Origin of the sequence: Botryobacter ruber (genome assembly GCF_003347595.2) — a bacterium.
Taxonomy (GTDB): Bacteria; Bacteroidota; Bacteroidia; order Cytophagales; family Hymenobacteraceae; genus Pontibacter; species Pontibacter ruber_A.
Genome location: NZ_QCZK02000037.1, coordinates 126,525 through 151,393, shown reverse-complemented (window position 1 = coordinate 151,393; position 24,869 = coordinate 126,525). Strand labels below are relative to the sequence as shown.

Genomic DNA, 24,869 nt, shown 5'->3' with positions numbered 1-24,869 from the left:
CTTGCTTATGAAAGGGAAAAACCATGAATATTCAGCAGATTAACAACAGCCTTGCCATCACCGATTTCCTGGCAAACCAAGGCTTCCAGCCTGCCTACAAAAAGCGGAACGACTGGTGGTACATCTCCCCGATCCGACCGGCTGAGCGTACTCCCTCCTTTAAGGTAAACACTACCCTGAACCGGTGGTACGACCACGGCTCGGGCGAAGGCGGCAAAGTATTTGACCTGGCCCTGCGGCTTTACCGGAATGAAACAATACCGGAGACCATCCAGCGAATTTCAGAGCAGTTTTTCTTTTCACAAGCAACACCTGTGAAAGAGCGAAAACTGCCAGGGAAACCAACAGCCCCAGCAGTACCAGCCAGTCCTGTTGCCCCCTCACCTAAAATTGAGATACAGGAGGTACAAGCCCTGAGCAAAGGAAGTCAGCTGTCTGCTTACCTTTTGAACCGGGGCATCCGGCACAGCACCGCACAGCCCTACTGCAGCGAGGTCAGCTTTTCCATTGGGGAAAAAGAGTACCAGGCACTGGGCTTTCCCAACAGCTCGGGCGGGTATGAGTTGCGCAACGCCTGGTTCAAAGGATCTTCCGCTCCCAAGGACATTACCTATGTAGACCACGGGGCTGCATCCGTTTGCCTCTTGGAAGGATTCATGGATTTTCTCTCGCTCCTCGAGCTGCGGCCACACCTGCAGCCAAAGTCAAACTTCATCATCCTTAACTCCGTGGCCCTGGCAGGCAAAAGCCTGGAGCTGCTCGGCCAGCACAGGCAGGTGTTCCTGTTCCTGGACCGGGATGCGGCGGGCAGGCGATTAACCGAGAAGCTGCTGCATGCAAACGTGGAAGGGATCGATGCCTCCTCCTTTTATCGGAACCACCAGGATGTAAACGAGTACCTGGTGGCCCGGAAACAGCGGATGAAACGGAGCAGGCAAAAGCACAGGCTGGGATAGGACTTCACCTTGAAGCCTCTTTTAAAGGAAGGAGCAAGTTTGTGTTTTTGTGATACAAAAACCTCTTTCCGGCCACTGGCCAGCCCTGTGCTCCCGGTGGTCGCAGCAGGGATTTTTATAGAACCTAAACCTAACAAAGCCATGGAAACAAGAACGGAAGATCAGCAGTCCCCACAGCGAAAGAAGGGCGGCCGGCCCGTGCAGCGGGTAAAGAAAAGCCACACGCTGGTGGTACGGCTAACCGAAACGGAGCGACTCCTGATAAAGGGTAAGGCCCGGGAGGCGGGCATGAAAACGTCCGAGTGGTTTCGCTTAGCTGCCAGGAAAGCGGCAGTCGTGGCACGGCTCAAGCCGGAGGAGGCAGTCTTGCTGCGCATGCTCTCCGGGCTGGCCAACAACCTCAACCAGCTCGCCCGCCTGGCGCACCGGGAGGGGCTGCTGTCGATCCAGGGGAAATGCCGCCAGGCACTCAATGAAATAAACCAACTCCTGCAACAGCTTAGCAAAGATGATCGGAAAGGTGATAATCGGTAAAAGCTTCGGAGGCTGTGTCCGATACGTGGTCCAGAAAGCCGGGGCAGTGGTACTCGATGCGGAAGGCATCAGAACGGAAGCGGTCTCCGCTATGGTGGCGGACTTTAACCTGCAGCGGCAGCTGAACCCGAACCTGGAGAAGGCGGTGGGCCACCTCGCCCTGAGTTGGAGCACGCATGATAAGCCAAAGCTGGATGCCCGGGTGATGGTGGAGCGGGCACGGGAGTATATGGAGAAGATGCACATCCGCGACACGCAATACCTGATCGTAGAGCACCGGGACCGGGAGCACCCGCACGTGCATATCGTCTACAACAGGGTCAACTACCAGGGCCAAACCATCTCGGACAAACTCCAGCGGCAGCGCAACGCGCAGGTATGCCGGGAGATAACCCTCAGGCATGGCTATTACCTGGCCACCGGCAAAGAGCAGGTAAACCGCCAGCGGCTGAAAGGAGCGGATAAGGAAAAATATGTACTTCATGATGCGATTCACCAGTCGCTGGAAAAGGCCAGGAACTGGAAAGAGCTGGAGGCGCTGCTCCAGGAAAAAGGGATTCGCTTGCTATACAAGTACAGGAGCGGAACAGACCAGGTACAGGGAATCAGCTTTAGCAAAGGAGAGCTGAGTTTTAAAGGTTCCGGCATCGCCAGGAGCCTCAGTTATAACGGCATCAGCAAAAAGCTGGAGCAGAACAGGCAGCAAAGCCAGCCGGTGACACAGGTTCCAAAGCCGCAGGATAGAAACGCTGCTCCTCCCGATATACCATCACAAGCACATCATGCAGCAAAGAGCTCCCACCCCGGCACCCTGTTTACCTCGCTTAAAGACACCCTGGCTCCAGCCGTGGGTCCGTCAGAGGAGGCAGGACCTGCGAATGATTATCCATTCAGGAAAAATAAAAAGAAAAGGAAAAAAAGAAAGCACCTATGAAACCAGAAGAACTAGACGAACGATTAGCCGACGCAGAACGCGTACTAGCGCTACACAGCAAACGGCTTGAGCAGCTTGAAAAGCAGGAGGCGCCAAAACAACAGGAACCCGAACCGCAGGAGTACAACAGCCACTTTGAAGAGCTGAAGGCCATCCTGAAGCGCTATGACTTCAGCATACAGGCCCTGCAGATCTATGCCCAGATCAATTCCTTTCGCGACACCATCTCCAAACTGCCGAAAGTACTGCCCGTCAGGCACCATCACCACTTTGAAGACAGGTCCAGGGGCTTACTGATTGGTGGTATTATATTGCTTATCATAACGGCTGTTTCCGTTGGGTTGAGTTTCAGCCTGTACAGGGAAAACAGCAAACTGCAGGAAAATGACATGAAGTATCGGATGATTCGGCAGTCATACCCGAAAGTTACGCTTTGGGCAGATACAACCTACCAACACGATCCAGTGGAGGCGGAGAAGTGGGTTGAGCAAATAGAGGTAAAGTAGTTAGTCACTCATCGTGGGGAAACCAGAAGTTAAATCCGTAATGAAACTAACCTGAATAACAATCTTCTGAAAATAAGCTTGTTTCACTTAATTGGTCAATAGTAAAGCTCTTATTGTCGAATACAATAAGAGAGGCTGTAAACTAAACTGTGTCAAAGGCTAAGAATTGTTACCTTTAACACAGTGAATATGGAAAAGAAAAAGAGTCTTGATCTGGACCAGATCCAGCGCCAGTTTCTGGAGGAATTCAGAAGCGGCAAACCTACCTTTGGTAAAGACGGAGCACTGGCTCCTGTTCTAAAACATTTCCTTGAAGCGGCTTTGGAAGCAGAGATGGACCTGCACCTGGACGAGGAGGAGCGCCAGAAAGGCAACCGCCGTAATGGTAAAGTAAGTAAGCAGGTGCGCACCTCGGACGGAGTGATTGATGTGGAGAGTTCCCGTGACCGCTCCTCCAGTTTTGAGCCTCAGATCATCAAAAAGCGGGAGACGATCCTGGCAGAGAATCTCGAGCCCCGCATCCTGAGCATGTACGGGCTGGGGATGAGCTTAAGAGATATCTCCTCTCACCTGAAAGAGATGTATGATATGGATATCTCCCACGACACGCTCTCAGCGCTGACCGAAAAGATTGTACCCCAGGTGAAAGAATGGCAGGCAAGGCCGCTGGATTCGCTCTACTGCATCCTCTGGCTGGATGCCATGCACTACAAAGTGCGGCAAGAGGGACGCACCGTCTGTAGGGCTGTCTACAACATCCTGGGCATTGACCGACACGGCTACAAGGAGTTGTTGGGCGTGTATGTATCAGAGAGCGAGGGAGCTAACTTCTGGCTCTCGGTGCTCACTGACCTGCAGCAGCGGGGCGTGAAGGATGTGCTTATTGCCTGCATCGATAACCTCAAAGGCTTTGCTGAGGCCATTACCAGTGTCTTTCCGCAGGCAGAAGTACAGAGCTGTATTGTCCACCAGATCCGCAACAGCCTCAAGTATGTGGCCTCCAAAGACCAGAAGGAGTTCATGCGGGACCTCAAGCCCGTCTATCGGGCAGAAAACAAGGAACTGGCTGAACTACGGCTGCTGGAACTGGAGGAGAAATGGGGGAAGAAGTATCCAAAGGTGATAGAGAGCTGGCAGCGAAACTGGGAGAAGCTCTCCACGTACTTCAAGTATTCAGAGCAGATACGGATGCTTATTTATACGACCAATGCCATTGAAGGCTTTCACCGCCAAGTCAGGAAAGTGACCAAAACCAAGGGGGCTTTCCCATCAGACATGGCCCTCTTGAAGCTCATCTATCTGACCCACCAGAACATTAGCAAAAAGTGGAGCATGCCACTGGCCAACTGGAGCCAGACGGCACAACAGCTCTCCATCTGGTTCGGGGATAGAATGCAGCTGGACTTGAAGTAAAAAAGTTTATCCCTGCCGCAGTAATGGCCTAGGCCATTACTGCGGCAGGGACAGAAAAGAAAATCAGCAAATGACACAGTTTAAATTACACTCCCCAATAAGAGCTTTACTATTGACTTTAGAATGTAATCTTTCTGGCCTTTAGTACTTCAGCAAGTAATTGCTTGGCTTTGTTAAATAGCAGCCTGTTTTTCTCATTATTAAGCCATCTTGAATTACCTGAAGTATGTGGAAAAAAAATAATTGATGAACCGTTCCAATCTTCTGATCTTCCAACATAGTCAACCATTTGGCCACTGTACTGACGACCGTAAATTTGAAGATATCCTTTTATGGCAAAGCTTCCCAATGGAACAATAACTTGGGGTTTAATAAGCTCAATCTGTGATTTAAGGTAGGGCAGGCAGTTTTTTATTTCACTAGCAACAGGTACTCTATCCACTTCCACTAAAATTCTTTCGCACAACTCTTTAACTTTTTTCTTGCTAATTTTTCTGCCTGGGAAACACTTCGTAATGGAAGTCTGATAGACAAGAGAATCAAATGAAGAGGGACTTACTCCGCTTGCTGCAAAAATGTCTCGTATGGAGCTACCAGCCTGTCCCTGAAATGCCTGCCCCATCTCATACTCCCTTATTCCTGGAGCCTGCCCAATAAGCATAATGGGTGCATTATTAGCGCCGGCAAATACTGGACGTGCCTTGAGCGGGTTAAGTTTTAATAGAGGATTAACGAAGCGGCCATGGAAAATCTTTTCACATTTGTAGCAGGACCGCATTTCGTTTTCAAGCTGTTCTAGATCCATAAAAGTAGCATATTTTTAAACTAACGATTAAGCCAAACTTTCGTTCTTGAGCTACTGATACAGTTTCTGGTGCTCCTGAAACCTGTAACCGAAGAATTTCCAGGTCTGCATGTATAGCTTAAGGGGTCAGCATCACCGGAATATCTAGACTATGCTAAAAATAACTGCAAAAGCTTTCCAATCTCTTCATTTAGCGACAATTACAAAATAGAGCTAATGATAAATTTAGGCTTATACTTTTGCACCGACTTTTCATAAAACCATCTTACTTCACCGTTATGAAGTTCAACGGCATAACGCCAGCCTCTCTTAAATGAGAATCTTAACTCTCGCACAAAGCCTAAAGCCCCGAAAGTTACTTTTCTTCCATCCTCAGTATAGAAGCCCTTTACTGTTACTTCTTCTCCAAACTAGAATTCAGGCAGAATAGGTGATGCCATATCTTTATTCTTTATAGGTGTGTTTTATTTTTGATTGGTAGTACTATAAAATTCATTTAGTACCTTCTCCATCTCTTCGTTATCAAAGCTTTCTTTTAATTGCATCACCAGCTGCACATTTGGAAGAGATAGGGCTTGTTTTAACCAATTGTTATACATCATCTTGAATGGCTCTATTAACTCACCATTGATTCTGATTTTCTTATCATCCTGTTCCATCAGTTCAAGAACATTAGTGCTTATCTGATTGGGCGAATGTACCTTCTTTACTAATGGCTTTAATGCATAATGGTGCACACCATCCAGAAATGGTTTTAGGTCAAATTCAGGCCAAAAAGCTACTGTTATTTCAGATGGCTGTTTTTTGTTGTTAATGAAAAGCACTTTGGCATCATAAACCAATACGTAGCGGCCTTCTTCAATTTCTAATGCAGCTCCACAGGGAATTAACTGGTTTAAAACCGATTGTAAATGCTTTGTTTCGTTTGCTCTTTGGTTTCTCAAATTTTGGTCTTCATATAACTCGTTTACAAAGTATATTAGCCTATAAACTCCACGAATCATAAGGAGGCCGTTTGGCGCATTTACATCATGTACTTTTCTGTTGCGGATGTCCCTGTAGACATGCAGTACTTCATTAGCATTTGTATGCTCAAAATGGTTATTTGCAACGAAGTGATTGATGAGGCCTTGTAGATTACCTTTATAATTTTTTTCTTCTGTTTCCTGGTAATAGCTTTTCAGTACCTTTTCAAACAGAACAGAAGCTTGTAACAATGCTATATCAATGAATCTACACTCAAAGTAAGCATGCTGCAGGAGCTTGTGAACAACTAGAAACTCTTCTTTAAGTTTCTCTGGTAAAGCAGGTGGTAGTATAAAAGGTTTGGCTATTTTCTCACAAAAATCAGCGAAAGAATCTACGCCTTCGTGTACATCCCAAACCCAATCAGCTGTTGGCAGTTGCATATGTCAGAAGTTTATTATGCAGCCACACTTTGCAGTAACACTAATTATGGCTGATTACAAATTTTAAACTCGCTCGTGAAATAAGTTTGACCTACATAGTAAATTATAGATATGATAACCTTGGTGTATCATGTGTGTACTTAATTAAATTCAGCGTCTGCTAAATACTCTATTTCTCCATGAGGCTTTCCTGTAATGAAAACATCCTTTAAATTAAATTCTTTAGTAGATGTTCCTATCTCTGAGTAAATAGATGCTTTAATAACGGAGTTAAGCGCTTTGTGATAATTGCGGCTGGTAACTTTAATGATAAATTTATCGGTATACCGTTTCTGATCAGGATAGACTTTGCTTGATGAATCAGTCATGATAGTGCAATTTTCACCATCATGTGTGAACTCGTAGGGGTTCTCAACTAAATAGCAGGGGAATTTAATCTCAACGCTAAAACCATCTATCGTTTTACCACTAGTGTTCCTTAATTCTATAAAGCATTCATTTTCAACAGAATCATATTTACTAGCACTTATATTTGCATTACCCGATGTGGCAAGAAACTTCACAATTTCAAAGGGTTCTTTTGGTGGAGTTGATGGAGAGAATTCTGCAAGCTTCCTCGTCTCTAATACTGGTAAGCAAGGTGCAACTTCTGCAAACTCATATACTGGCTGATCTAACAGCTTATAAAAGAGGTCTTGTTGCTTTTCTACCTTTGACAAATCAACAATTTCTCTTCCTTTGATGCCAATAGGTGTGATGTTATCTGATAAACCCTCGAAGGAAACTAAGATGTATTTTTTCGGACTATCGTTTATATCATTAATAAATATTGTGTACTCATTACCAACACCTCCCATAAATTGGTCAGCCTTCTTCTTATAGTCTATAGAAAGAACTATAATGACTTTATCATAATCTGTGAAGGCTTGATGCATCATTTTACCAAAATTGATTGCAGACTGTTCTTGAATAAGCTTTTTATCTAGTTCAGCATTAAAACCATTCTTTCGTAGGAAGTTGGTAAAATCTACAACCTTTTTCTCATGTTCAGGTCCGTCCCATGAATAAGTAACAAATACTTTCGGAGGTGAAGTTTTAGTCACACTTGGTGCTTCACTATCGGCCGAAATATTAGTTGTGGCATTAGTTGCTGCTTCGGTTGTAGTTACTACTGGGTTATTTGATACATTAAGATTTACCTCTTGTTCTTGCTGAGTGTGCACTTCAATAGGTGTAATGGTTCCATTTTCATACACCCAGCCATCTTTCCTAAGGTTTATAATCAACAGCTCTATTTGCTCAGTATAAGGGTTATCAATGGCCCCAAATCCATAATCTTGATTGTGCTTTTCTCGAGCTGCAATAATATCTGCAAAAACTTGGAGTACATTTTTAACATCTGTAGGATTATTCCAATCTATGCTTTTGTAGTACTGCTTAACAAGCGCTCTTCTGACACCTCCATCAGGCAACGCCTCCTCAATGACATTTTCTATATCATTGTCTTCAAAAAAGTTTGAAATTTCCCTTTTAGTGAATTGTGCAAGAATGTCTTCAAACTTACTTTTCAGCCTATTACTTATCTTCATGTATTACTTGAAGTATTTTTCTTCTCTATTAAATTTTACCTTAACTGCCTTACCGCTATTTCATCATCAATACCATCTACTTTCATATAGTAGATAGAACCCTTTTTATAGATAAGAACACTTGGCATATAGGCGTAATGGTAAGTGTAGCTATAAGATGCCTGCTGCCAAACTGTACCATTCATCATCTTGAAAATGGTTTCTCCTTCCCAACCTTCAAATTCACCATCAATCTGTGTTTCCATTATAAACCCTGTAGATGTAAGGCTTGTGCTATAAGCACTAGTTGGCTGCTGATGATTACTTGTCGTAGTATTTTGGACTTCATAAACTTTGCTGGCAATCAGAGCTTGGAGGTCTGAGTTTTGGTTTAACAGTACAGTATGCTGGGCTTGCAGATTACTCAATTCATATCTTAAATTCTCGTTTTCCTGAACTAACTCAACACATTGGTCTTCAGGGCTTACCTGTAGTCCACAACTGAATAGCGTAATACAGGCTACCGTTAAAAGGTAAAAAGTTAACTTCCATATAGATGGTGTTATAATATTAAATCTACAGAACTTAGAATGAACTTTGACTTATACTTTTTTTATATAAGGCTGGCCAGGATTATATGATGTGCTTAATGAGCTTTATTCCAGTTTTTACGAAGTATAGGCCTGCGCACACTTGTTTCGCCGTTTGATGCCTCGCCGGAGTAATGGCAGTATTTTTCTTTGAAATCTTCGTTCTTGAATTGCGCCCAACTCTTGTAAGCGTCATGACACAAAGGTGCTTTGGGGTTAAAAGGTATTTTAACACCTGTACGGATGCAATAGCCAGGCACAAACGTTTTTTCAGCAACAGGCTTAGGTGAATATGCCGCTGCTGTCTGCTTTTGTTCAGACTGGCGGGTAGGCATTTCGCTGTAAACTTTATCGAAGTCTAGTTCATCTTCAAAATCAGCCAGTTTTTTACCGCTTTTAGGAACCGCTTGGCCTTTATACAATGCTTCTGTCAGGTCAAGCAACACTTTGGAGCTTCTGTAATCATCATAGTCTGCATACATGGGCCTGTTAATGTATACAACAGCATTTGCTTCAGCCAGATCCTTACAGGTGTTCCATACTTCGTTATCGTTATTACCTGTAAACTTGCTTAGGAGCTTGTTCTCGTACAATACACCGAATTCTATATTATTTTTGAAGGAGTAATCGTAGAGGTTTATAGAAGTAACAACACCCATCTTTTCGTTAGCATAATACTTGGCGTGCAAGTTAGGTACGTAGATGATGCTTATGTTAGGGAACTGCTTAAAATAGTCAATGTCTGTTTTATTAAAACTTTTGTCTACCCGGCCTTCATTTTTACCAAAGATCAGCAAAATATGCAGCTTATGGTTATGGCGTTGCTTCTCAAAAAGCTCTTTAAAATGTGCATCAAGCTTGATATATGGCGATACAAGCAGTATTTCTTCTTTAGCTTTCCATATAATAGTATCTACTGCTTCTGAAAGCTCTTTGCCTGTAATAAATTTTGACATGATAATATAAGCTAAAAGTTATTTAAGTTTTTTAAATCTGATTAAAATTACCTACCCCTATGCTCTCCGGGGAGGGGAATAGTGAATAAATTTTTTAGTTCTTATGGCGCGAGCGTCCGCACTCGTGTCGAACTATAGTTGGGCCTCTGGCCCAGTTGAGGTACAAACTAAATATTATAATTTAGCAGGGTTAAAATCCTTGCAATAACCTGCTTTTTGTTTTGCATATCCGAAAGAGTGAACCGTACTACTGAATTATTTATAAGTTTTCGTTGCTTGGATGAAAGAGCGATAACACCAACAACGGTTAACATATTTAGGAAGGTTTCTTTAAGTTACTTCAAAAGTATATCATACGCCTTCTTTGAAAACGTCTAAGAATTTAATTGTGTTAGCTAACAATTCTTGAACTCTTATATTAGAAATATCTTTATTATCTGAAGCAAAATTATCTTCAATGTTTCTTTTTGTATTAGTGTACGCTGTACTATTTAGGTTACCCTCAATAATTTTCAAAACAAATTCTTGTTCGCTTACTTCAAACCCCTTCTTATAGGGTACTTGATACCGAATTGCATATGGTTTCAAAAAATGCTCTACGTCTGTATGCTTTTGTAACTCCTCAATTACTGACTTATCTATAACACAACCAGCCCAATTTTGACTTTCGGCTTTTAAATGTGCATTTACTAAACCTTTACCAAACATAGGGTTAACATTATAAGTACCGCCACCCTGATTAACTAATCGATGAGCTATTACTTCAATTTCATCAAAAACTAATGATCCACGCGCGGCGAAATTGAAGAGAATTCCATTCCAGTTGTATCTGTAAACAACTCTGATAAACTCTTGAAAACTTTCAAAGCTATCATCATTTGTCCAGAAGAGTATGGTGTCAGAAATGTTAATACAATTGATTTTCGAATTACTCATGTCAGCTACAACATGACCATGTATAGACTCTCTAAAGTTACCTTCCGACAATGCAGTTTCCATATCACGCATAATATGCATGATTCTCCTTCTAACTTCGTTATGGTCATTATTGGTTATAAATTGTTTATAGCCAAGCAAATCAAAATATGCGATGAATTTTTTCATATAAATTTATTATGAATACTCTACAACACCAGCTTACCCTGTTTACCACCTTTCGCCTTCTTTCCTTTACCTAACTTAACTGCACCAGCCTTAGCGATTCTTATCTTCCCCAGCAGCACGCTAGCAGGTTCATCGTTAGGGTCTTGTGGCACCAGTTCGCCGCGGAAGGCTTTGGCTAAAAGCGCCTGCGGAAGCTTGTCTATCTTTTCTTTTATAGTAGCATAGTAACCCTCTATGGCATCAGCTTTGGCAAACAGCGCTTCTACTCTTTTGACGATTTCTTTTTGCTCTTCTATTGACATCAAAGGCAACCTGAAATCCCTTATTTCTATTAGATGTAAGTCAGGTACTCCAGATCCACTAACTCGTTGTCTTGCTTGTTCAAAAACTAATTCTGAGTTAAATAAGATTTCTAAAAATCTACTATCTAAAATTTTAGAAGGCTTGATTAGGGCAAGACTTACGAAAATACTGAATTCATAAGCCTCTTGAATTTTTGCTGCATAACCATAAGTTGCTCCAACTTTAGTATACAATAGATCATTAGGCTCAGGATTACACCTTTTAATTAGATTAGTATGTTCTTGTACAGATATGTATTTACAATCTTCAGCTGATATTCTAAACGGCCTTACATTCTTCACGCTTAAAAATTTCACACCTTCTTCTATATAAGTTGGTTTAAAGTGTGCTCCATCTGTTATTAAATAAGAGATGTCTTCTGCTCTGACATAGCACCATTCCTCTGGCAAGTCTAGTAAACTAATAGGTTGTTTATCTGACTTCTTGTTTTTTCTATGGTCCTTTGGTTTAGAACGTCCTTCTTCCTTAGCTCTTTTTAGTCTACTCTGAAAGTCAATTTCTAAATCATGAAGTACATCCTGATATACTTGTTCTCCAGTTTGTAAACCCTCCTTATCCTCCCGCCATTCTTCTGTCAGCTTGCCAGTAACAGCTTGGGTGAGGATGGCTCGACGGAAGTTTTTAAGAAGTTCCGGTATACGTTCCAACTTAGCTTTTAGGGTATCGAGGTGCTGAAAGCCTTCATCCAGTTTGGCTACAATGCGCTTTTGCTCGGCAAGGGGTGGGAGGGGGAAGTTTAAACTCCATAGCACTTCAGGATCCACATGGGGTATACCTGTACCTCTTGTATTTGTATTGAGATATCTAAACTGTGAGCGTAAGTAATAGTAAGTATAATCTACATCAACGAGAATAGGCGATAATGCTGCTATAGTTGAGCCTATGGCGCCATACTTTACTTTAGCTACCCAGCCACTTCTAGCACCATCCCAGACTATAGCCACAGAATCATCAGCTACTAAATTAGAACATTCAATGTCAGCATACTGACGAAAATCACCATGCTCTAAAGCTCTTATATCTAAATAAGGTACTGAATCACCAAACTCTTCATTTTTGAGAATTCTAGGCTTTTTACCTTTTTTATAGCTTATTACTTCCTTAAAACCAATTTCAACCCAACCCTCTGGTAATTCTTTCTCCATTATCTCAACAGTTCAATTATCTGGTTTAACTCTGCTTGTATGGCTTTCAGCTCGTCGGCGGCTTCGCGGGCGAGTTCTATCGGTTCTACAGTGTGGATGCTGCTGTAGTTGGCATCGGCAATCAGACCGAGGCCCAACGAGTCGTTCTTTTGGGCAATTTCCTCGCGGCTGAGACAGCTCCAGCGCTCGTCCTGAACTTCGGCGCGGCGGGCGTGGTTTATACTTCCGTCATAGCTGTCTTTCAGCTCGCTTAGCGCCATGCCTCCGGTGTAGGCTTTCACAAAATCGGCGAAGGCGTTGCGGGTAAAGGGTGTGCGCTTACCATAGCTCAGTGCATTGGTGCGCATGTCGTAAAACCATACCTTGTCGGTGTTGCCTGTCTCGGTTTGGCCGCGCTCAAAAAACAGCACGTTAGTTTTTACACCGGCAGCATAAAATATACCGGTAGGCAGGCGCAGGATAGTGTGCAGTTTACATTTGTCCATCAGGTCTCGGCGTATTTTGCGGCCGTCGCCGTCTTCAAACAGCACGTTGTCGGGCAGCACCACGGCAGCCCTGGCGCCGCCACGCTTGTGCAGCGAGCGGTAAATGTGCTGCAAAAAGTTCAGCTGCTTGTTCCCCGAAAGGTACACCAGGTCGTCGCGCGTTGGCCGTTCGCCGCCCTGCTTCGTACCGAAAGGCGGGTTAGCCAGCACCCCGTCAAAATTCTTGAAGCTCTTACCCAGCTCCGAAAGCGTGTCGCCCATCTCAATGCGGCTCTCCAGGCCGTGCAGCTTGGAGTTCATGAGGGCCAGGCGGTGGGCGTCCTGCACCAGTTCGCAACCGCTGAAAGCTTCGTGTACCTGAAAGCGGCGGTCTTCGCTGTTCAGGTCAAAATAGTTGTCGGTTTTGACGCGCAGGTACTGGTCGGCAGCAATCATAAAGCCGAAAGTACCCGCGGCAGGATCGTTCCAGCGTTCGCCCAGTTTAGGCGCTACCAGTTCCACCATCACATTAATAAGCGGACGCGGGGTAAAGTACTGGCCTGCACCGCTTTTCTTTTCACCGGCGTTGCGTTCCAGCAGATCCTCGTAAATAGTGGCAATTTTGTCCTGCTCCACGTCGTCGTACCAGTCGATGGCGTCGATGCTTGTTACCAGCGTTTTCAGGTTTACCGGCTTACGCAGGGTAGTTGAGGCATTGGTATATATTTCCTTCACCGCCGCGTTGTCTGACTTAGTACTGATGGTGGCCAGCAGCTCACGGTAAGTATCGAACAGGTCTTTGTTATCGGTAATGCTTTTGAGCTTTCCCCAGCGGTATTCTTCTGGTATGGCATCTTCAAAGCCTTTCACCTCCGACAGTCTCAGGAAAAGGATATAGGTAAGTTCGTTCAGGTACTGGTGGTAAGTAACTCCGTCGTCGCGCAATACATTACACAGGTTCCAGAGTTTATTTGCTATTTCTTCTGCACTCATCTCGCTTAAGCAGTTTGTATGTATAAATTATCGTTTATGGTTTCTATTACTTCTGTTAACTGGTGCTCAAACACTTTATCAAGCCGCTGGAAGCCACCAGCATCTTTAAAAGGATCTCTGTTCAGATCCTCCAACTGCAGTACCGTTTCGGCCATCAGTTGCTTTTCAAAACGGTCCAGCCAGTTACTCTGGGTCTTATTCCAGGGGCGCATGGCCCGTACTTTATCTACAGCTCGTTTAATGCGCTCTGTTTTATCCTCTATTGTCTCGCTATTCATGGTCATCGCTCGGATAAAAGAGATGATGTCAGCAGCAATATCCTGTTTTTTTGCTTCTTTCCAGGCTTCTTTCAGCGAATTAGTAAAAAAATTATGCAGGCTCAGCTCCATATACAGCTCCTTCAACGATTGTCGGTTTAGCTTCTTCGGATTGGTACAAATAATGTTAAGTGCTGCAATCTTATTCTGATTTTCTTTGATGAACTTCGCAAAGCTCTCCAGGTAATCTTCCGGTTTCTGGCCTTTGCCATAGCCCCTTTTTGTTCGCTTGTACTGATCCTGATGGTCGGAAACAAGTGTAGGAGAAGTGTCCAGCTTCAGTTCATCCAAAAATTTCCAGAGACCGGACAGCTGCACAATTTCATTTACGCTCACCTCAACAGGTTGCTCCAGCAGCTTATCGATCATCTCATCAGGATAGGAGCCGCCCGAAGTATATTTAAACTGCTCTTCGTGGTGGCTGTTCATCTTCTGCTTTTTACGCTGCAGCTTTGCCACCAGCTGCTCTATCTGCTGCCTCGCACGTTCGTTCGTGTCAATGCCAGGCAGTTCCTCAGCCAGCTGCACAAACGTAGTGGTAGGGTTTGTTACTACCGGCTTCATCTGGGTGTAATCCTGCAGCGTTTCGTACAGCTTTACCGCATCAAAAATTCTAAAAGTCTCTTTTTTGATCTCGTCGCACCGGCGGGTAGCACGCCCCAGCATCTGCTCGTAAAGTATCCGCGACTTTATTTTGCGCAAAAAAACTATGTTACATATAGCAGGAACGTCAATACCAGTGGTCAGCAGGTCCACGGTAACGGCAATGTTTGGGTACTTTTCGTTCTTGAATCGCTTTACCTGCTCAGCCGGATCGTAAGACTTGCCGGTTATCTTTTCTATGGCGTTATCGGGTAATTCATTTGTTTTGCTAAATTCTTCCTTTAGCAAAGCCACTAGCATATCCGCATGGCTATCCGTAGCTGCAAAGATTAATGTCTTTTCTTCGCTGTCCGGGTCTAGGTGCTGAACCAACTGCTGAACTACAGTGCGGTTAAAGCTTTCGGTAAGCACGAGTTTGTTAAAGCCGGCTACATCGATCTTTAACTCGTCATCCAGTTCTTCGAGCTCTACAATAGAATTCGTCTCTTTATCAAGCGCTTTAGGCTTTTCGCCTTTCTGCCAGCTAATGCCGTTCTCGTTCAGCTCCGTTTCGATCAGGTAAGGCGGCTCATGATCTATCAGGTAGCCATCAATTACGGCCTCACGATAAGAGTACGTATAAACAGCTGAACCAAAAATCTCTTTAGTGTGCAGGGCAGGAGTAGCCGTTAAACCAATGGCATAGGCATCAAAGTAATCCAGCACCATACGGTACTTGCTGATGTAATCGCGCTGGTCCTTAAAGGCTAGGTCCTCTTCGTCGAGCTGCTTATCCAGCAAATAGCCACGGTGCGCTTCGTCAATTATAATGCAGTCATACTGGTCTACCGATGGCAGTTGCTCGTCTGATTCGTTGTAGAACAGGCGCTTCACCATACCTTGTACAGTAGCAAAGTGCAGGCGGGTATCTACATCCGGTGCTATGTGCTTGAGCTCCTTTATTTCATACACATCCGCAAAGGTATTCAGGTCTACTACCTTGTTATCCTTGAAGGAGTTGATAGCCTGCGTCCCTAACAAGGTGCGGTCCACCAAAAACAGAACCCTCTTAAAACGATTCGTCTGGATCAGGTGGTAGCAAAGACCAATGATAGTTCTGGTTTTACCTGTACCCGTAGCCATGGCTATCAAGGCCCTGCGATCATCAGGCTGTTGTATAATCTTCTTTTCAACCGCCTGTATCGCTTTTATCTGATACTCTCGCAGCCCCAGTCCGCTTTTGTTTTGTAGGAAGTCCAGGGGGGTAGTTTCCAGTTTTTTATTTGCTGCATCAACATCCTGCTCCAGCAGTTTTGCTAATCCGGCAGGTGAATACCAGCCTTGCAGCGGTCTTGCATTATTAGTTGCTTTACGGATATCCAGGAACCATACGCCGCTTTTCGTTTTTATCTGCTCCAGGTAAGGGCGTCCGTTGGTAGAGAAAAGGAACGGTACTTTATATTTATCCCATTTCCCGATTAGCTCAGCATCATTCTTCGCCTCTACTAACTCAGCATAAATTTTGGATTGCCCCAGATCTGTAGAAATATCCTGTGCATACTTCTTGGCTTCTACTAAGGAATAAAGTTCTAAGCCAACGAATAGGGCATAATCGGCCCATTTAGGTCCGGCAGGCCACTCGGCAATGGCCATGTTTCTGCCGCGCTGGGGCAGTATTTTATATTTTTTATAGTTCAGTATATTTGTATCCGCTTCCCACCCGGCTTTGCGCAGCTGCTCATCAATAAGCTCCCTGGTTTCAGCCTCCGACATTTCTATCTTGCTGGCTGCTTTTTCTGAACGCTGTTTTATAGCCTGCTGCTTGTCGTTTGGTAATCCCTGTGTGTTACGCTCTGCCAGAAGCTGATTGAATTTAGCCTCCAGTTCTTTATAATCATCTTCTAGTAATTTCAGGGCGTGGCGGGCATCCAGGTTAGCCGGAATCTGGAACCTAACTCCTGTAATGTCAGAGGGATTATGGCTATAGGTTTCGTAATACCACTTTGCCAGCTTAAAAGCCAATAGTAAATTATGCTTTGCTATATCAGCTTCACCTTCTCCGGAGTGAGAGGCAGTATTACCTGTTTTCCGGATGTGGTGTAGGATATCTTTGATGCTGTAGGGCAGAACCTGCTCAAACTCCAGGCTTTTGAGACGCTGAAACTGCGTATTTTCTTCCGGAAACGCTAAAGCATGCTCTTCAAATAGCTTTACTGTCAATCGCTCCGCAAACAACCTGAGTTTTATCAAGCTTGCAGCAGGATCTGTATGCAGATGATACTCTGCTGATTGTCCTATATTGAACAGAATAGGATATTCTGCTTCAAGAAAGCTAAAGTTTGAAGGTGTCATACAATATTTATCTCAAGTTTCCGGTCTCTAAAGATAAACTTATAAAGATATCAATATATTTATGACAGGGAAAGTAATGTGTAAACTTTAAACTTCTGTTTGAAAGCTAAAAAAGTTCTTTGGCAAAGAAGTGAATAAACGAGAAGTAGATTATCTAATAAAGTTGGAAGGGAATAAGCAGTAAACTTGTATGCAAATTGTATGCAAATAAAAAAAGCACTTACAAGTTTTACCTCATAAGTGCTTGATTTTCAAGTGATCCCGTTTGGATTCGAACCAAAGACCTACTGCTTAGAAGGCAGTTGCTCTATCCAGCTGAGCTACGAGACCATTGTTTGCGGCTAACGAATTAGCCTTAAACAAAAAATTTCGGAATTGCTTCCGAAATTTTTAAGTCGGGGTGGCAGGATTCGAACCTACGACCTCCACATCCCAAATGTGGCGCGATACCGGGCTACGCTACACCCCGAACTGTGCTTTCAAGCTTTGTGTGATTTCCATCACCCTTGGCGTTGATTGCGATGCAAAAGTAAGCGAAGATTTTAAATAGTCAAAACTTTTCTAAAATTTATTTTCGCTTGCGGAGAGGGGGGGATTCGAACCCCCGGTACCCTTACGAGTACGGCAGTTTAGCAAACTGCTGGTTTCAGCCACTCACCCACCTCTCCGGGCCTCTTCCTGCTAAAGAGATTGCAAACATACAACATCTTCCCTGATCACGCAATAGGCCGCCGTAAATTTTGTGGCTTTTCTTTCCATTTTACACCCTCAGCGGCACCCGTTGTTTTCTAACCAGTTGATTATATAGGCTTTATTCTATCTAAGCAACAGAAAAAAATTTCAAACTTTTTTTACTGCACATACATGCACCTGCACCCCACGCGTTTAAAAACGGGTAGCAGGCCCTCCGCCACAGTCTGCTGCTGCTGAAACTAGCGCTACCTTTTGTATATTTGCTGAGGCGTACGCCTTTGCTGATTTTTTCTACATGACCTGGTACCAAACCATCACATTACTCGAAATCCTGTTCCTGATCCTCTTCCTGGGGCTCTACATCGGGTATCTTGTGCGCATCAGGCGGGTGGCTGTTTTTTTTAAGCAGCGTCCGCATGCGGTGTGGTTTAAATTCCTGTTGCGCCATGTGTACATCATCTTGTTAGTAATTGCCATACTGGGGCCTTCGTTCGGGGCCATGAAGAAAGAGATTAAAACCATTGGCAAGGATATTTACATTGCCGTAGACCTCTCCCGCTCCATGGATGCCACCGATGTGCAGCCCACGCGTCTGGAGAAAGCGAAACGGGAAATACTGCGCCTGATCTCCCAGTTCAACTCCGACCGGATCGGCCTGATCACGTTTTCGTCAGAAGCCTTCATCCAAAGTCCGCTCACCTTCGACCAGAACGCGTTAAAGCTTTACTCACAGGTGCTCCGCACCAACCTGCTGCCGCATGCAGGCACCAATTATACACCGGTGCTGGAGATGGTACTTGATAAGTTTAACAAACCCACCTCCTCGCCTGACCAGGAGGAGCAGAAAGCACGGGTGCTGGTACTGATCAGCGATGGCGAAGATTTTGGCGAGGATTACAGCGAGCTGGCAGAGCGCCTGCTGGAGCAGAATATCCGCGTTTTTGCGCTGGGTATTGGCACCCCGGAAGGAGGCCGTATTCCGGTAGCGCAAGGTTTTAAGAAAGACAAAAGAGGGAAAACGGTGGTCACCCGCCTGAACACAGCCTCGCTCGTGCAGTTGACCGAACGCACAGGCGGGCAGTATTACGAAGTAAACGACCGCATAAGCGAAGTGAGCCGCCTCATCAACAACATCAACAGCATTGAAGGCGAGCTCCGCGAAAGCAAAACCGTAGATGTTACCGCCAACAAGTATGTGTATCCGCTGGCACTGGCCCTGTTCCTGATTTTACTGGATGTATTAATAACCGTAAAGCTCATCCGGATATGAAAACCCTGCTGTTGTTCATTTTACTGGCTGGCTTTTTTGGCGGAAGTATCCAGACGATCTCCCAGACAAACCGCTATGTGCGCGAGGCAGCACAGGCGTATGAGCAACAGGATTTTATTTATGCCATTGCGGCTTACGAGTACCTGCTCAATAACCTGGAGGTAGAGGACGACCAGATTCGCCTGAACCTGGCACATGCTTATTACCGGTCGCGTAACCTGGAGAAAGCCAGGAAGCAGTACCAGTTGCTGGCCAATCATAAATCGCAACGCCTGCGGGCACTGGCAGTCCTGCAGCTGGGCAATGTGGCCGTGCAGCAGCAAAAGTTTAAAAATGCACTCAGCTTCTACCGCAGTGCCCTGATTGCTGAGCCAGGCAACGAAAGTGCCCGCTACAACTATGAGCTGCTTAAAAAGTACCTCGACCTGCACCCCGAACTGCTGCAGGAAGAAGAACCGGAAGCCCCTCTCTCAACCGATACGACTGCCGCAGCTTCACCGCCCCCACCTCCCGCTGCGGAGGAAAAGGAAACGCCTGCACCAAAACAGAAACCTGACCCCAGGGGTACCGAGCAGGAGGAAACCGAAACCCAGGAACAGGACCAACAAGGCAGCCAGGAAGATAAAAGCGGCGCAGGAAACCCGAAAGACAGGCAACCGAACAAAAACGAGGCCGGCAACCAGGAAAAAGAAGCGGCTGCAGGCCAGGAAAAGGGGGATAAGCTGGGGCAAAACCCGGATAGTAACGCCAACGGCCAGCGGCAACCGAGCGGCATAGAACCAATTTCGGAGCAGGACCAACGCGCCCAGACCCAGCGGGCACGCTTAGAGCAGATGAACCTCACCCCCGAAAAGGCCCAGATGCTGCTAGACGCCATGCGGAATGCAGAACTGCAGTACATACAGCAGCTTCCCCGGAAAGCGACCAGGAAGCCCGACAGGTCTAAACCGGACTGGTAACCGGCATTGTTGCCTGCCGGGCAGCAGCAGCGGCTGTGGTGGCAGCTGCAGAGAAATATTTTACCCCCGTTTAACAGCAATTCCGTTATGACGGATGAAAAAACATGGGATAGTTGCCATGCCGTCCTGTTTATCTTAACCGCTTCAGAATCAGATACCTCATACACCTTTTGTTATTTCACATTAAAACTACAACATCAATCTGCTTACCAGAACCTCCCGCCACGGTAAACACAGCTTATTTTACTTTGCTGCAGCAGCCACCACTCCCGCTGCGCCAGAAAGTGGGGTTGAGAAGTTGCAATTTTGAGTATATTTGAAACCATCACCCGAACCAAACCACTTTCCCATGCAAGCACCTGAAGCACATTACCGACATCTGGAGCACCTGTACCATTCTGCCAGGATACAGAACTTTTACAGCGGCAGCCAACTGATTGTCCGGCACGGGGAAGCAGAAATCACGCTGCCCGCCGATCCAAAATATTTTCATGGAGCACAGGCCCTCCATGGTTCTGTGTATTTTAAAATGCTGGACGATGCAGCCTATTTTGCGGTAGCCTCGCTGGTCAGGGATGTGTTTATTGTAACAACTTCTTTTCAGCTGAACCTGTTGCGCCCCGTAAACGAAGGCACCATTCGCGCCATCGGGAAAATCAGGTCCAGGTCAAAAAATATGTTTGTGGCAGATGCGGCGCTTTTTAACGAGAAGGGCAAGGAAGTAGCGTTTGGAACCGGCCAGTTTATGCGGACAGACCAGGCACTTTCCAGCCTGGAGGGCTACCAATAAAGGACAAAACAAAAGCGGGAGGCAACCATCTTACCCCCCGCTCCTGCTAACGCCGGCAGCACCGTGCCTGCGTTATCTGTTCATAATCAAAAAGTATAAATCCCTCGTCCTGTTGCAGGTACAAGAAATTGCTGTGTTCGTTTAGGCTACGGCAGCATTTACCGTCTGCTCATAAGCTTCCTCTTTCGCATCGAGCACCGGAAGATACATGGGCAGGCTAAAGGCAAGATCTGCGTAAAGTTTTCTTGCTTTTACATGCAGGGCAAAGCTTTCAAACTCATGCCTGAATGCATTGAAGTGCACACCTTCCGCTATACCGGATGTTATTTTCTGGCGTAATGCTTCTGCCAGGATATCGTCTTCTACATGAACGATATGGTTTACGATGCCTTCCTTTACAAAGGAGCATTCCAGTGCATGGCGATGCTCTTTCAGCAGCATTATACTGCTGTTTTTTAGCCCTTTACGTAATTCGTCAATTTCCTTCATAGATTTTTTTGATTATGATAGCGCATGCCGCCCCTAGCAGAAATACGCTGCTTTATTAATGAATTATTTAGTATTTATGTATATATAAATTCTAGAATATTCGGGGGCTGCAAAATTTATAGTACATCACCCCAACATACATCTTAGCTGGGCTCACTATTAGCTGGTCGTACTATAAAGCGACAAAAAAGAGGAGCAAAAGCAACAGCCTGTCCTCTCTCATCTATTACTGCTTCTATTAATGATTTGTTTCACTTCTTTTGAAATTTCTTTCTCATTTCTTTTCTAAACCGTGCGCTTTGCTGTAACAACCAAGGGCACACCTTTGCCTGCCATGCCGGCCGGTAAGACCATTATCCTTTCTCCCGGATTCCGGCAACAGAGGCAGAAGCCCTGGTTCAATTTTACAGGCACACGGGTCTTGGTGCTTTTTATTTTTTGTATTAATCCAATAAAAAACACATACACGACAGGATTACCAGCCGCAGACATTATTTTTAAAAAAATAATAATTATAAAAATATAATAATAATGGATTCTTGAAATTCAACTTGATGTTCCTCCCCTGTCACCAGCCCCCACAGCACCGGTAGCAAACACATTGTTTTTTGTTGAAGTGTTCGGTAAAACCTGGCATCCCGTAGGCCCGGGCCCAGGCAAGGTGTATCCCGGAAACTCGGATTCGGGGCTTTTCGTTAGAAAAGTAAGGCAGCTGCCTCGTTTTCACCTGCCCTGGCATGCCTAACATATGTTTGTATTTGCTTCTGCATACTGCTAACTTCACATAAGTAAAAACCACAAGATCATGCAAATAAAGGATGTATATATTGTTTCGGCTGTCCGCACGCCTATCGGCAGCTTTGGCGGCGCCCTGGCCGGCCTTTCAGCCACCCAGTTGGGCGCCATTGCCATAAAAGGAGCCCTCGAAAAAGCAGGCGTTGACAAGGAACTGGTGCAGGAAGTGATCATGGGCAATGTGCTCTCGGCCAACCTGGGACAGGCACCCGCCCGACAGGCCGCCATTGGCGCAGGCCTGGGCTATAATGTAGAGTGTACTACCGTGAACAAGGTTTGCGCCTCCGGGACCAAAGCCATCATGTATGCGGCACAAGCCATTATGCTGGGCCACAAAGATGTGATAGTGGCAGGCGGCATGGAGAGCATGTCCAACGTTCCGTACTACCTCGAAAAAGCGCGTTTCGGGGCCAAGCTGGGGCACGGGCAGATGACGGACGGGCTGCTGAAAGACGGGCTGTGGGACGTGTACAACGATTTCCATATGGGCAACGCGGCGGAGAACACCGCCCGGGAGCTGAAGATAACGCGGGAGATGCAGGATGAATACGCCACGAACTCCTATAAAAAAGTAGCACAGGCAGCCGAAGCAGGTCTGCTCAAAGACGAAATCGTGCCGGTAGAAATTCCGCAGCGCGGCAAGAACCCGCTGGTGATTACGGAGGATGAAGAATATAAAAAGGTTAACTTTGAAAAAATTTCCAGCCTGCGCCCGGTCTTCGACAAGGAAGGGACGGTAACAGCCGCCAACGCTTCTACTTTGAATGACGGAGCGGCAGCAGTGCTACTGATGAGCAAAGAGAAAGCCGAAGCGCTTGGCGTGAAACCAATTGCCCGGATACGTGGTTTTGCAGATGCAGAGCAGGATCCCATCTGGTTTACCACCACGCCCTCGCTGGCCATACCCAAAGCGCTGAAAAATGCCGGGGTGGAAGCCGGCGATGTAGATTTTTACGAGATAAACGAGGCGTTTTCGGTAGTCTCTATTGCCAACAACCAGAAGCTGGGGCTGGAGGGCGGAAATGTAAACGTATTTGGCGGCGCCGTTTCGCTGGGCCACCCGCTGGGCGCTTCGGGTGCCCGCATTCTGGTAACGCTCTGCAATGTACTGGACAAGAAAGGCGGCAGAATTGGCGTGACCGGCATCTGTAACGGCGGCGGCGGCGCCTCTTCCATCGTAATCGAAAAAGTATAAAGGTGCCACCCGGCACACGATTTGCGAGAAGCCTTACGTTACCCCGTAGGGCTTCTTTTTTGTAATTTGAACCACGACCATGCATAAATTCCTGTCATTGCTGCTGGCAATGCTATTTACTGTAACGTTAGCAACAGCTCAGTCGAGAGTTGTTACCTACCACGACGAAGAACTGACGGCGGTGAAAGAAGTGTATTTCATCACCCCTGATTCGCTCATCACCGGCTACTACAACCGCTACTACCCCACCGGCGAGCGGGAGGCCTTTGCCAAATTTGTGGACGGCAAGAAAGACAGTGTGTTTACCGAGTTTTACAAAAACGGGCAGGTACGGCTGCAGGTAACGTACGTGGACGATAAAAAACAGGGTCCCTTTAAATCCTACCACCCGGACGGACGGTTGCTGCAGGAAGGCAGCTTTGAAAACGACCAGCAGAGCAATGTACTTAAAACCTTCTACGACAACGGCTCCCTCCGGAAAGAGGCGGCTTTTGTAAACGGTTTCCCGGAAGGGCTGGTGAAGGAGTATTATCCAACCGGCAAGCTCAAATCGGAAATTACTTACAAAAACAGCCAGCAGAACGGCCCGGCCAAAACCTACTTCCCCAACGGTCAGCCTGAAACGGAAGCCAACTACCGCAACGGCATGCTGGAAGGCTCCTACAAAACGTACTACGACAATGGCCAGGTAGAAACAGAGATGGTGAATGTGGCCGGCCAGAAGCAGGGCAGCTTTAAAAGCTACTACCGCACCGGCCAGCTCAGTACCGAGGGCACCTATGTGGCAGGCAAAATTCACGGGCAGGCCAAAGCTTATTTCGAAGATAGCAAGCCTAAGAGCATCATCAACTACCGGAACGGCAACATACAGGGGGCTGCCCAACACTTTTACGAAACCGGTAAACTGAAAGAAGAAGGCACCTACAGCAACAACGGCGACGACCGCAAAATAACCCGCTACTACCCTTCGGGCAATGTGCAGGCAGAGGAGCAGTATAAAAACAAGCTGAAGGAAGGCACCAGAAAGCTTTACTACGATACCCCTGCCCGACAGGTGCACGTTGCTGAAACCTATGCCGCGGACCGCCTGACCGGCGACCGCCTGGTGTACCACGAAAACGGGCAGGTAAAAGAGCGCATTAAATATGAGAACGGGAAAATTGTTGGCACCAGCTACACGTACCACCCCTCCGGCAAGGTAAAATCCGAAACAGAGCACAAAGACGGGCTTCGGTTCGGGCCGTACAAACAATATTTCGAGAGCGGTAAAACCGAGGTAACCGGCCAGCACCGCAACAACAAAGCCACCGGCACCTGGAAGTACTACAACGAGGAAGGCAAGCTGCTGAAAACGGTGCTCTTCCGGAATGGCGAAGTGGTGGAGGAAAAGGTAAAGTAACAGCTTCAGCCATTTTTAGCAGCAGAGGCTGTGGTGACTGGTACAGCAGAACAATCTAAACATTCTGCACCACCCACCACAGGCTCTGCTGCTTCTTTTATCCCGGCAGGCTGTACCAATGACAATAAATCATACACCCACACACGCTCATTCGGATGTTTTCATCCGAATGCTAGCTGCCGGGGATCTCCAGATCCCCGTAAACCAGAAGCCTGTAGCAACTTGTCATCTGTACCGCAGGGAGAAATCCGGTAGCGCTCTAACCCTATAATACTAGCTCTAACTGTA

Annotated in this window: 20 protein-coding genes and 3 tRNA genes; 10 read left to right on the top strand and 13 right to left on the bottom strand. The window is 45.9% G+C overall.

What is annotated here, in order from left to right; genetic code table 11:
- Positions 1 to 23: 23 nt before the first annotated feature.
- The 5 genes from DCW36_RS11390 to DCW36_RS11370 all read left to right on the top strand — a co-directional run bounded on the left by DCW36_RS11390 (position 24) and on the right by DCW36_RS11370 (position 4,343).
- A complete protein-coding gene (locus tag DCW36_RS11390) occupies positions 24 to 956 on the top strand; it encodes a toprim domain-containing protein (protein WP_114778731.1) in 933 nt (310 codons plus the stop codon).
- Between the two features lie 141 nt (positions 957 to 1,097).
- The gene (locus DCW36_RS11385) at positions 1,098 to 1,490 is read left to right on the top strand and encodes a MobC family plasmid mobilization relaxosome protein (RefSeq protein WP_125185169.1); all 393 of its coding nucleotides are present in this window, start codon (positions 1,098 to 1,100) and stop codon (positions 1,488 to 1,490) included.
- On the top strand, positions 1,465 to 2,424 hold the full coding sequence (locus DCW36_RS11380; protein WP_114778729.1) for a relaxase/mobilization nuclease domain-containing protein: 960 nt from the start codon (positions 1,465 to 1,467) through the stop codon (positions 2,422 to 2,424). Before DCW36_RS11385 ends, DCW36_RS11380 begins: the two co-directional genes overlap by 26 nt.
- A complete protein-coding gene (locus DCW36_RS11375) occupies positions 2,421 to 2,930 on the top strand; it encodes a hypothetical protein (protein ID WP_114778728.1) in 510 nt (169 codons plus the stop codon). Before DCW36_RS11380 ends, DCW36_RS11375 begins: the two co-directional genes overlap by 4 nt.
- 189 nt (positions 2,931 to 3,119) lie before the next feature.
- On the top strand, positions 3,120 to 4,343 hold the full coding sequence (locus DCW36_RS11370) for an IS256 family transposase (RefSeq protein WP_114778727.1): 1,224 nt from the start codon (positions 3,120 to 3,122) through the stop codon (positions 4,341 to 4,343).
- 118 nt (positions 4,344 to 4,461) lie between these two features.
- Here DCW36_RS11370 and DCW36_RS11365 read toward each other — a convergent pair whose 3' ends face one another.
- The 12 genes from DCW36_RS11365 to DCW36_RS11310 form a co-directional block, all read right to left on the bottom strand.
- Positions 4,462 to 5,148, bottom strand: coding sequence for a uracil-DNA glycosylase (locus DCW36_RS11365; protein WP_114778726.1), 687 nt, complete (start codon positions 5,146 to 5,148; stop codon positions 4,462 to 4,464).
- A 464-nt stretch (positions 5,149 to 5,612) separates the two neighbouring features.
- The gene (locus DCW36_RS11360; RefSeq protein ID WP_114778725.1) at positions 5,613 to 6,557 is read right to left on the bottom strand and encodes a hypothetical protein; all 945 of its coding nucleotides are present in this window, start codon (positions 6,555 to 6,557) and stop codon (positions 5,613 to 5,615) included.
- Between the two features lie 140 nt (positions 6,558 to 6,697).
- Entirely contained in the window at positions 6,698 to 8,146 is a 1,449-nt protein-coding gene (locus tag DCW36_RS11355) for an SEFIR domain-containing protein (RefSeq protein ID WP_114778724.1), read from the bottom strand.
- 35 nt (positions 8,147 to 8,181) lie between these two features.
- Positions 8,182 to 8,553, bottom strand: a complete 372-nt coding sequence (locus tag DCW36_RS11350; RefSeq protein WP_125185168.1) for a hypothetical protein — start codon at positions 8,551 to 8,553, stop codon at positions 8,182 to 8,184.
- A 218-nt stretch (positions 8,554 to 8,771) separates the two neighbouring features.
- Positions 8,772 to 9,671, bottom strand: a complete 900-nt coding sequence (locus DCW36_RS11345) for a phospholipase D family protein (protein WP_114778722.1) — start codon at positions 9,669 to 9,671, stop codon at positions 8,772 to 8,774.
- Positions 9,672 to 10,022: 351 nt separating this feature from the next.
- A complete protein-coding gene (locus tag DCW36_RS11340; protein ID WP_114778721.1) occupies positions 10,023 to 10,775 on the bottom strand; it encodes a hypothetical protein in 753 nt (250 codons plus the stop codon).
- A 20-nt stretch (positions 10,776 to 10,795) separates the two neighbouring features.
- The gene (locus DCW36_RS11335) at positions 10,796 to 12,283 is read right to left on the bottom strand and encodes a restriction endonuclease subunit S (protein WP_114778720.1); all 1,488 of its coding nucleotides are present in this window, start codon (positions 12,281 to 12,283) and stop codon (positions 10,796 to 10,798) included.
- On the bottom strand, positions 12,283 to 13,740 hold the full coding sequence (locus tag DCW36_RS11330; RefSeq protein WP_114778719.1) for a type I restriction-modification system subunit M: 1,458 nt from the start codon (positions 13,738 to 13,740) through the stop codon (positions 12,283 to 12,285). Before DCW36_RS11330 ends, DCW36_RS11335 begins: the two co-directional genes overlap by 1 nt.
- A 5-nt stretch (positions 13,741 to 13,745) precedes the next feature.
- Positions 13,746 to 16,991, bottom strand: coding sequence for a type I restriction-modification system endonuclease (hsdR, locus tag DCW36_RS11325; protein ID WP_114778718.1), 3,246 nt, complete (start codon positions 16,989 to 16,991; stop codon positions 13,746 to 13,748).
- Positions 16,992 to 17,247: 256 nt separating this feature from the next.
- Positions 17,248 to 17,321, bottom strand: a tRNA-Arg gene (locus DCW36_RS11320).
- A gap of 65 nt (positions 17,322 to 17,386) precedes the next feature.
- Positions 17,387 to 17,460: transfer RNA gene (locus DCW36_RS11315), tRNA-Pro, on the bottom strand.
- A 112-nt stretch (positions 17,461 to 17,572) separates the two neighbouring features.
- Positions 17,573 to 17,659 (bottom strand) — tRNA-Ser (locus tag DCW36_RS11310).
- 320 nt (positions 17,660 to 17,979) lie between these two features.
- Here DCW36_RS11310 and DCW36_RS11305 point away from each other — a divergent pair.
- The 3 genes from DCW36_RS11305 to DCW36_RS11295 all read left to right on the top strand — a co-directional run bounded on the left by DCW36_RS11305 (position 17,980) and on the right by DCW36_RS11295 (position 20,703).
- Entirely contained in the window at positions 17,980 to 18,954 is a 975-nt protein-coding gene (locus DCW36_RS11305) for a VWA domain-containing protein (RefSeq protein ID WP_114778717.1), read from the top strand.
- Positions 18,951 to 19,913, top strand: coding sequence for a tetratricopeptide repeat protein (locus DCW36_RS11300; protein ID WP_114778716.1), 963 nt, complete (start codon positions 18,951 to 18,953; stop codon positions 19,911 to 19,913). Before DCW36_RS11305 ends, DCW36_RS11300 begins: the two co-directional genes overlap by 4 nt.
- A 349-nt stretch (positions 19,914 to 20,262) precedes the next feature.
- Complete coding sequence (locus DCW36_RS11295; protein ID WP_114778715.1) at positions 20,263 to 20,703, top strand: PaaI family thioesterase; 441 nt, start codon at positions 20,263 to 20,265, stop codon at positions 20,701 to 20,703.
- 141 nt (positions 20,704 to 20,844) lie between these two features.
- Here DCW36_RS11295 and DCW36_RS11290 read toward each other — a convergent pair whose 3' ends face one another.
- Entirely contained in the window at positions 20,845 to 21,192 is a 348-nt protein-coding gene (locus tag DCW36_RS11290; RefSeq protein ID WP_114778714.1) for a hypothetical protein, read from the bottom strand.
- An 805-nt stretch (positions 21,193 to 21,997) separates the two neighbouring features.
- On the opposite strand from DCW36_RS11290, the gene DCW36_RS11285 reads away from it, so the two are divergent.
- Together DCW36_RS11285 and DCW36_RS11280 are read left to right on the top strand one after the other, a co-directional pair.
- Positions 21,998 to 23,182: an acetyl-CoA C-acyltransferase gene (locus DCW36_RS11285; protein WP_317127247.1), complete on the top strand. Its 1,185-nt coding sequence runs from the start codon at positions 21,998 to 22,000 to the stop codon at positions 23,180 to 23,182.
- 79 nt (positions 23,183 to 23,261) lie between these two features.
- On the top strand, positions 23,262 to 24,581 hold the full coding sequence (locus DCW36_RS11280; protein WP_114778713.1) for a toxin-antitoxin system YwqK family antitoxin: 1,320 nt from the start codon (positions 23,262 to 23,264) through the stop codon (positions 24,579 to 24,581).
- Positions 24,582 to 24,869 lie beyond the last annotated feature (288 nt).

What these genes read in the sequence shown, in the direction of transcription:
- DCW36_RS11390 (WP_114778731.1), top strand. Translation starts at nt 24, where the DNA reads ATGAATATTCAGCAGATTAACAACAGCCTTGCCATCACCGATTTCCTG.
- DCW36_RS11385 (WP_125185169.1), top strand. Translation starts at nt 1,098, where the DNA reads ATGGAAACAAGAACGGAAGATCAGCAGTCCCCACAGCGAAAGAAGGGC.
- DCW36_RS11380 (WP_114778729.1), top strand. Translation starts at nt 1,465, where the DNA reads ATGATCGGAAAGGTGATAATCGGTAAAAGCTTCGGAGGCTGTGTCCGA.
- DCW36_RS11375 (WP_114778728.1), top strand. Translation starts at nt 2,421, where the DNA reads ATGAAACCAGAAGAACTAGACGAACGATTAGCCGACGCAGAACGCGTA.
- DCW36_RS11370 (WP_114778727.1), top strand. Translation starts at nt 3,120, where the DNA reads ATGGAAAAGAAAAAGAGTCTTGATCTGGACCAGATCCAGCGCCAGTTT.
- DCW36_RS11365 (WP_114778726.1), bottom strand. Translation starts at nt 5,148, where the DNA reads ATGGATCTAGAACAGCTTGAAAACGAAATGCGGTCCTGCTACAAATGT.
- DCW36_RS11360 (WP_114778725.1), bottom strand. Translation starts at nt 6,557, where the DNA reads ATGCAACTGCCAACAGCTGATTGGGTTTGGGATGTACACGAAGGCGTA.
- DCW36_RS11355 (WP_114778724.1), bottom strand. Translation starts at nt 8,146, where the DNA reads ATGAAGATAAGTAATAGGCTGAAAAGTAAGTTTGAAGACATTCTTGCA.
- DCW36_RS11345 (WP_114778722.1), bottom strand. Translation starts at nt 9,671, where the DNA reads ATGTCAAAATTTATTACAGGCAAAGAGCTTTCAGAAGCAGTAGATACT.
- DCW36_RS11340 (WP_114778721.1), bottom strand. Translation starts at nt 10,775, where the DNA reads ATGAAAAAATTCATCGCATATTTTGATTTGCTTGGCTATAAACAATTT.
- DCW36_RS11335 (WP_114778720.1), bottom strand. Translation starts at nt 12,283, where the DNA reads ATGGAGAAAGAATTACCAGAGGGTTGGGTTGAAATTGGTTTTAAGGAA.
- DCW36_RS11330 (WP_114778719.1), bottom strand. Translation starts at nt 13,740, where the DNA reads ATGAGTGCAGAAGAAATAGCAAATAAACTCTGGAACCTGTGTAATGTA.
- hsdR (WP_114778718.1), bottom strand. Translation starts at nt 16,991, where the DNA reads ATGACACCTTCAAACTTTAGCTTTCTTGAAGCAGAATATCCTATTCTG.
- DCW36_RS11305 (WP_114778717.1), top strand. Translation starts at nt 17,980, where the DNA reads ATGACCTGGTACCAAACCATCACATTACTCGAAATCCTGTTCCTGATC.
- DCW36_RS11300 (WP_114778716.1), top strand. Translation starts at nt 18,951, where the DNA reads ATGAAAACCCTGCTGTTGTTCATTTTACTGGCTGGCTTTTTTGGCGGA.
- DCW36_RS11295 (WP_114778715.1), top strand. Translation starts at nt 20,263, where the DNA reads ATGCAAGCACCTGAAGCACATTACCGACATCTGGAGCACCTGTACCAT.
- DCW36_RS11290 (WP_114778714.1), bottom strand. Translation starts at nt 21,192, where the DNA reads ATGAAGGAAATTGACGAATTACGTAAAGGGCTAAAAAACAGCAGTATA.
- DCW36_RS11285 (WP_317127247.1), top strand. Translation starts at nt 21,998, where the DNA reads ATGCAAATAAAGGATGTATATATTGTTTCGGCTGTCCGCACGCCTATC.
- DCW36_RS11280 (WP_114778713.1), top strand. Translation starts at nt 23,262, where the DNA reads ATGCATAAATTCCTGTCATTGCTGCTGGCAATGCTATTTACTGTAACG.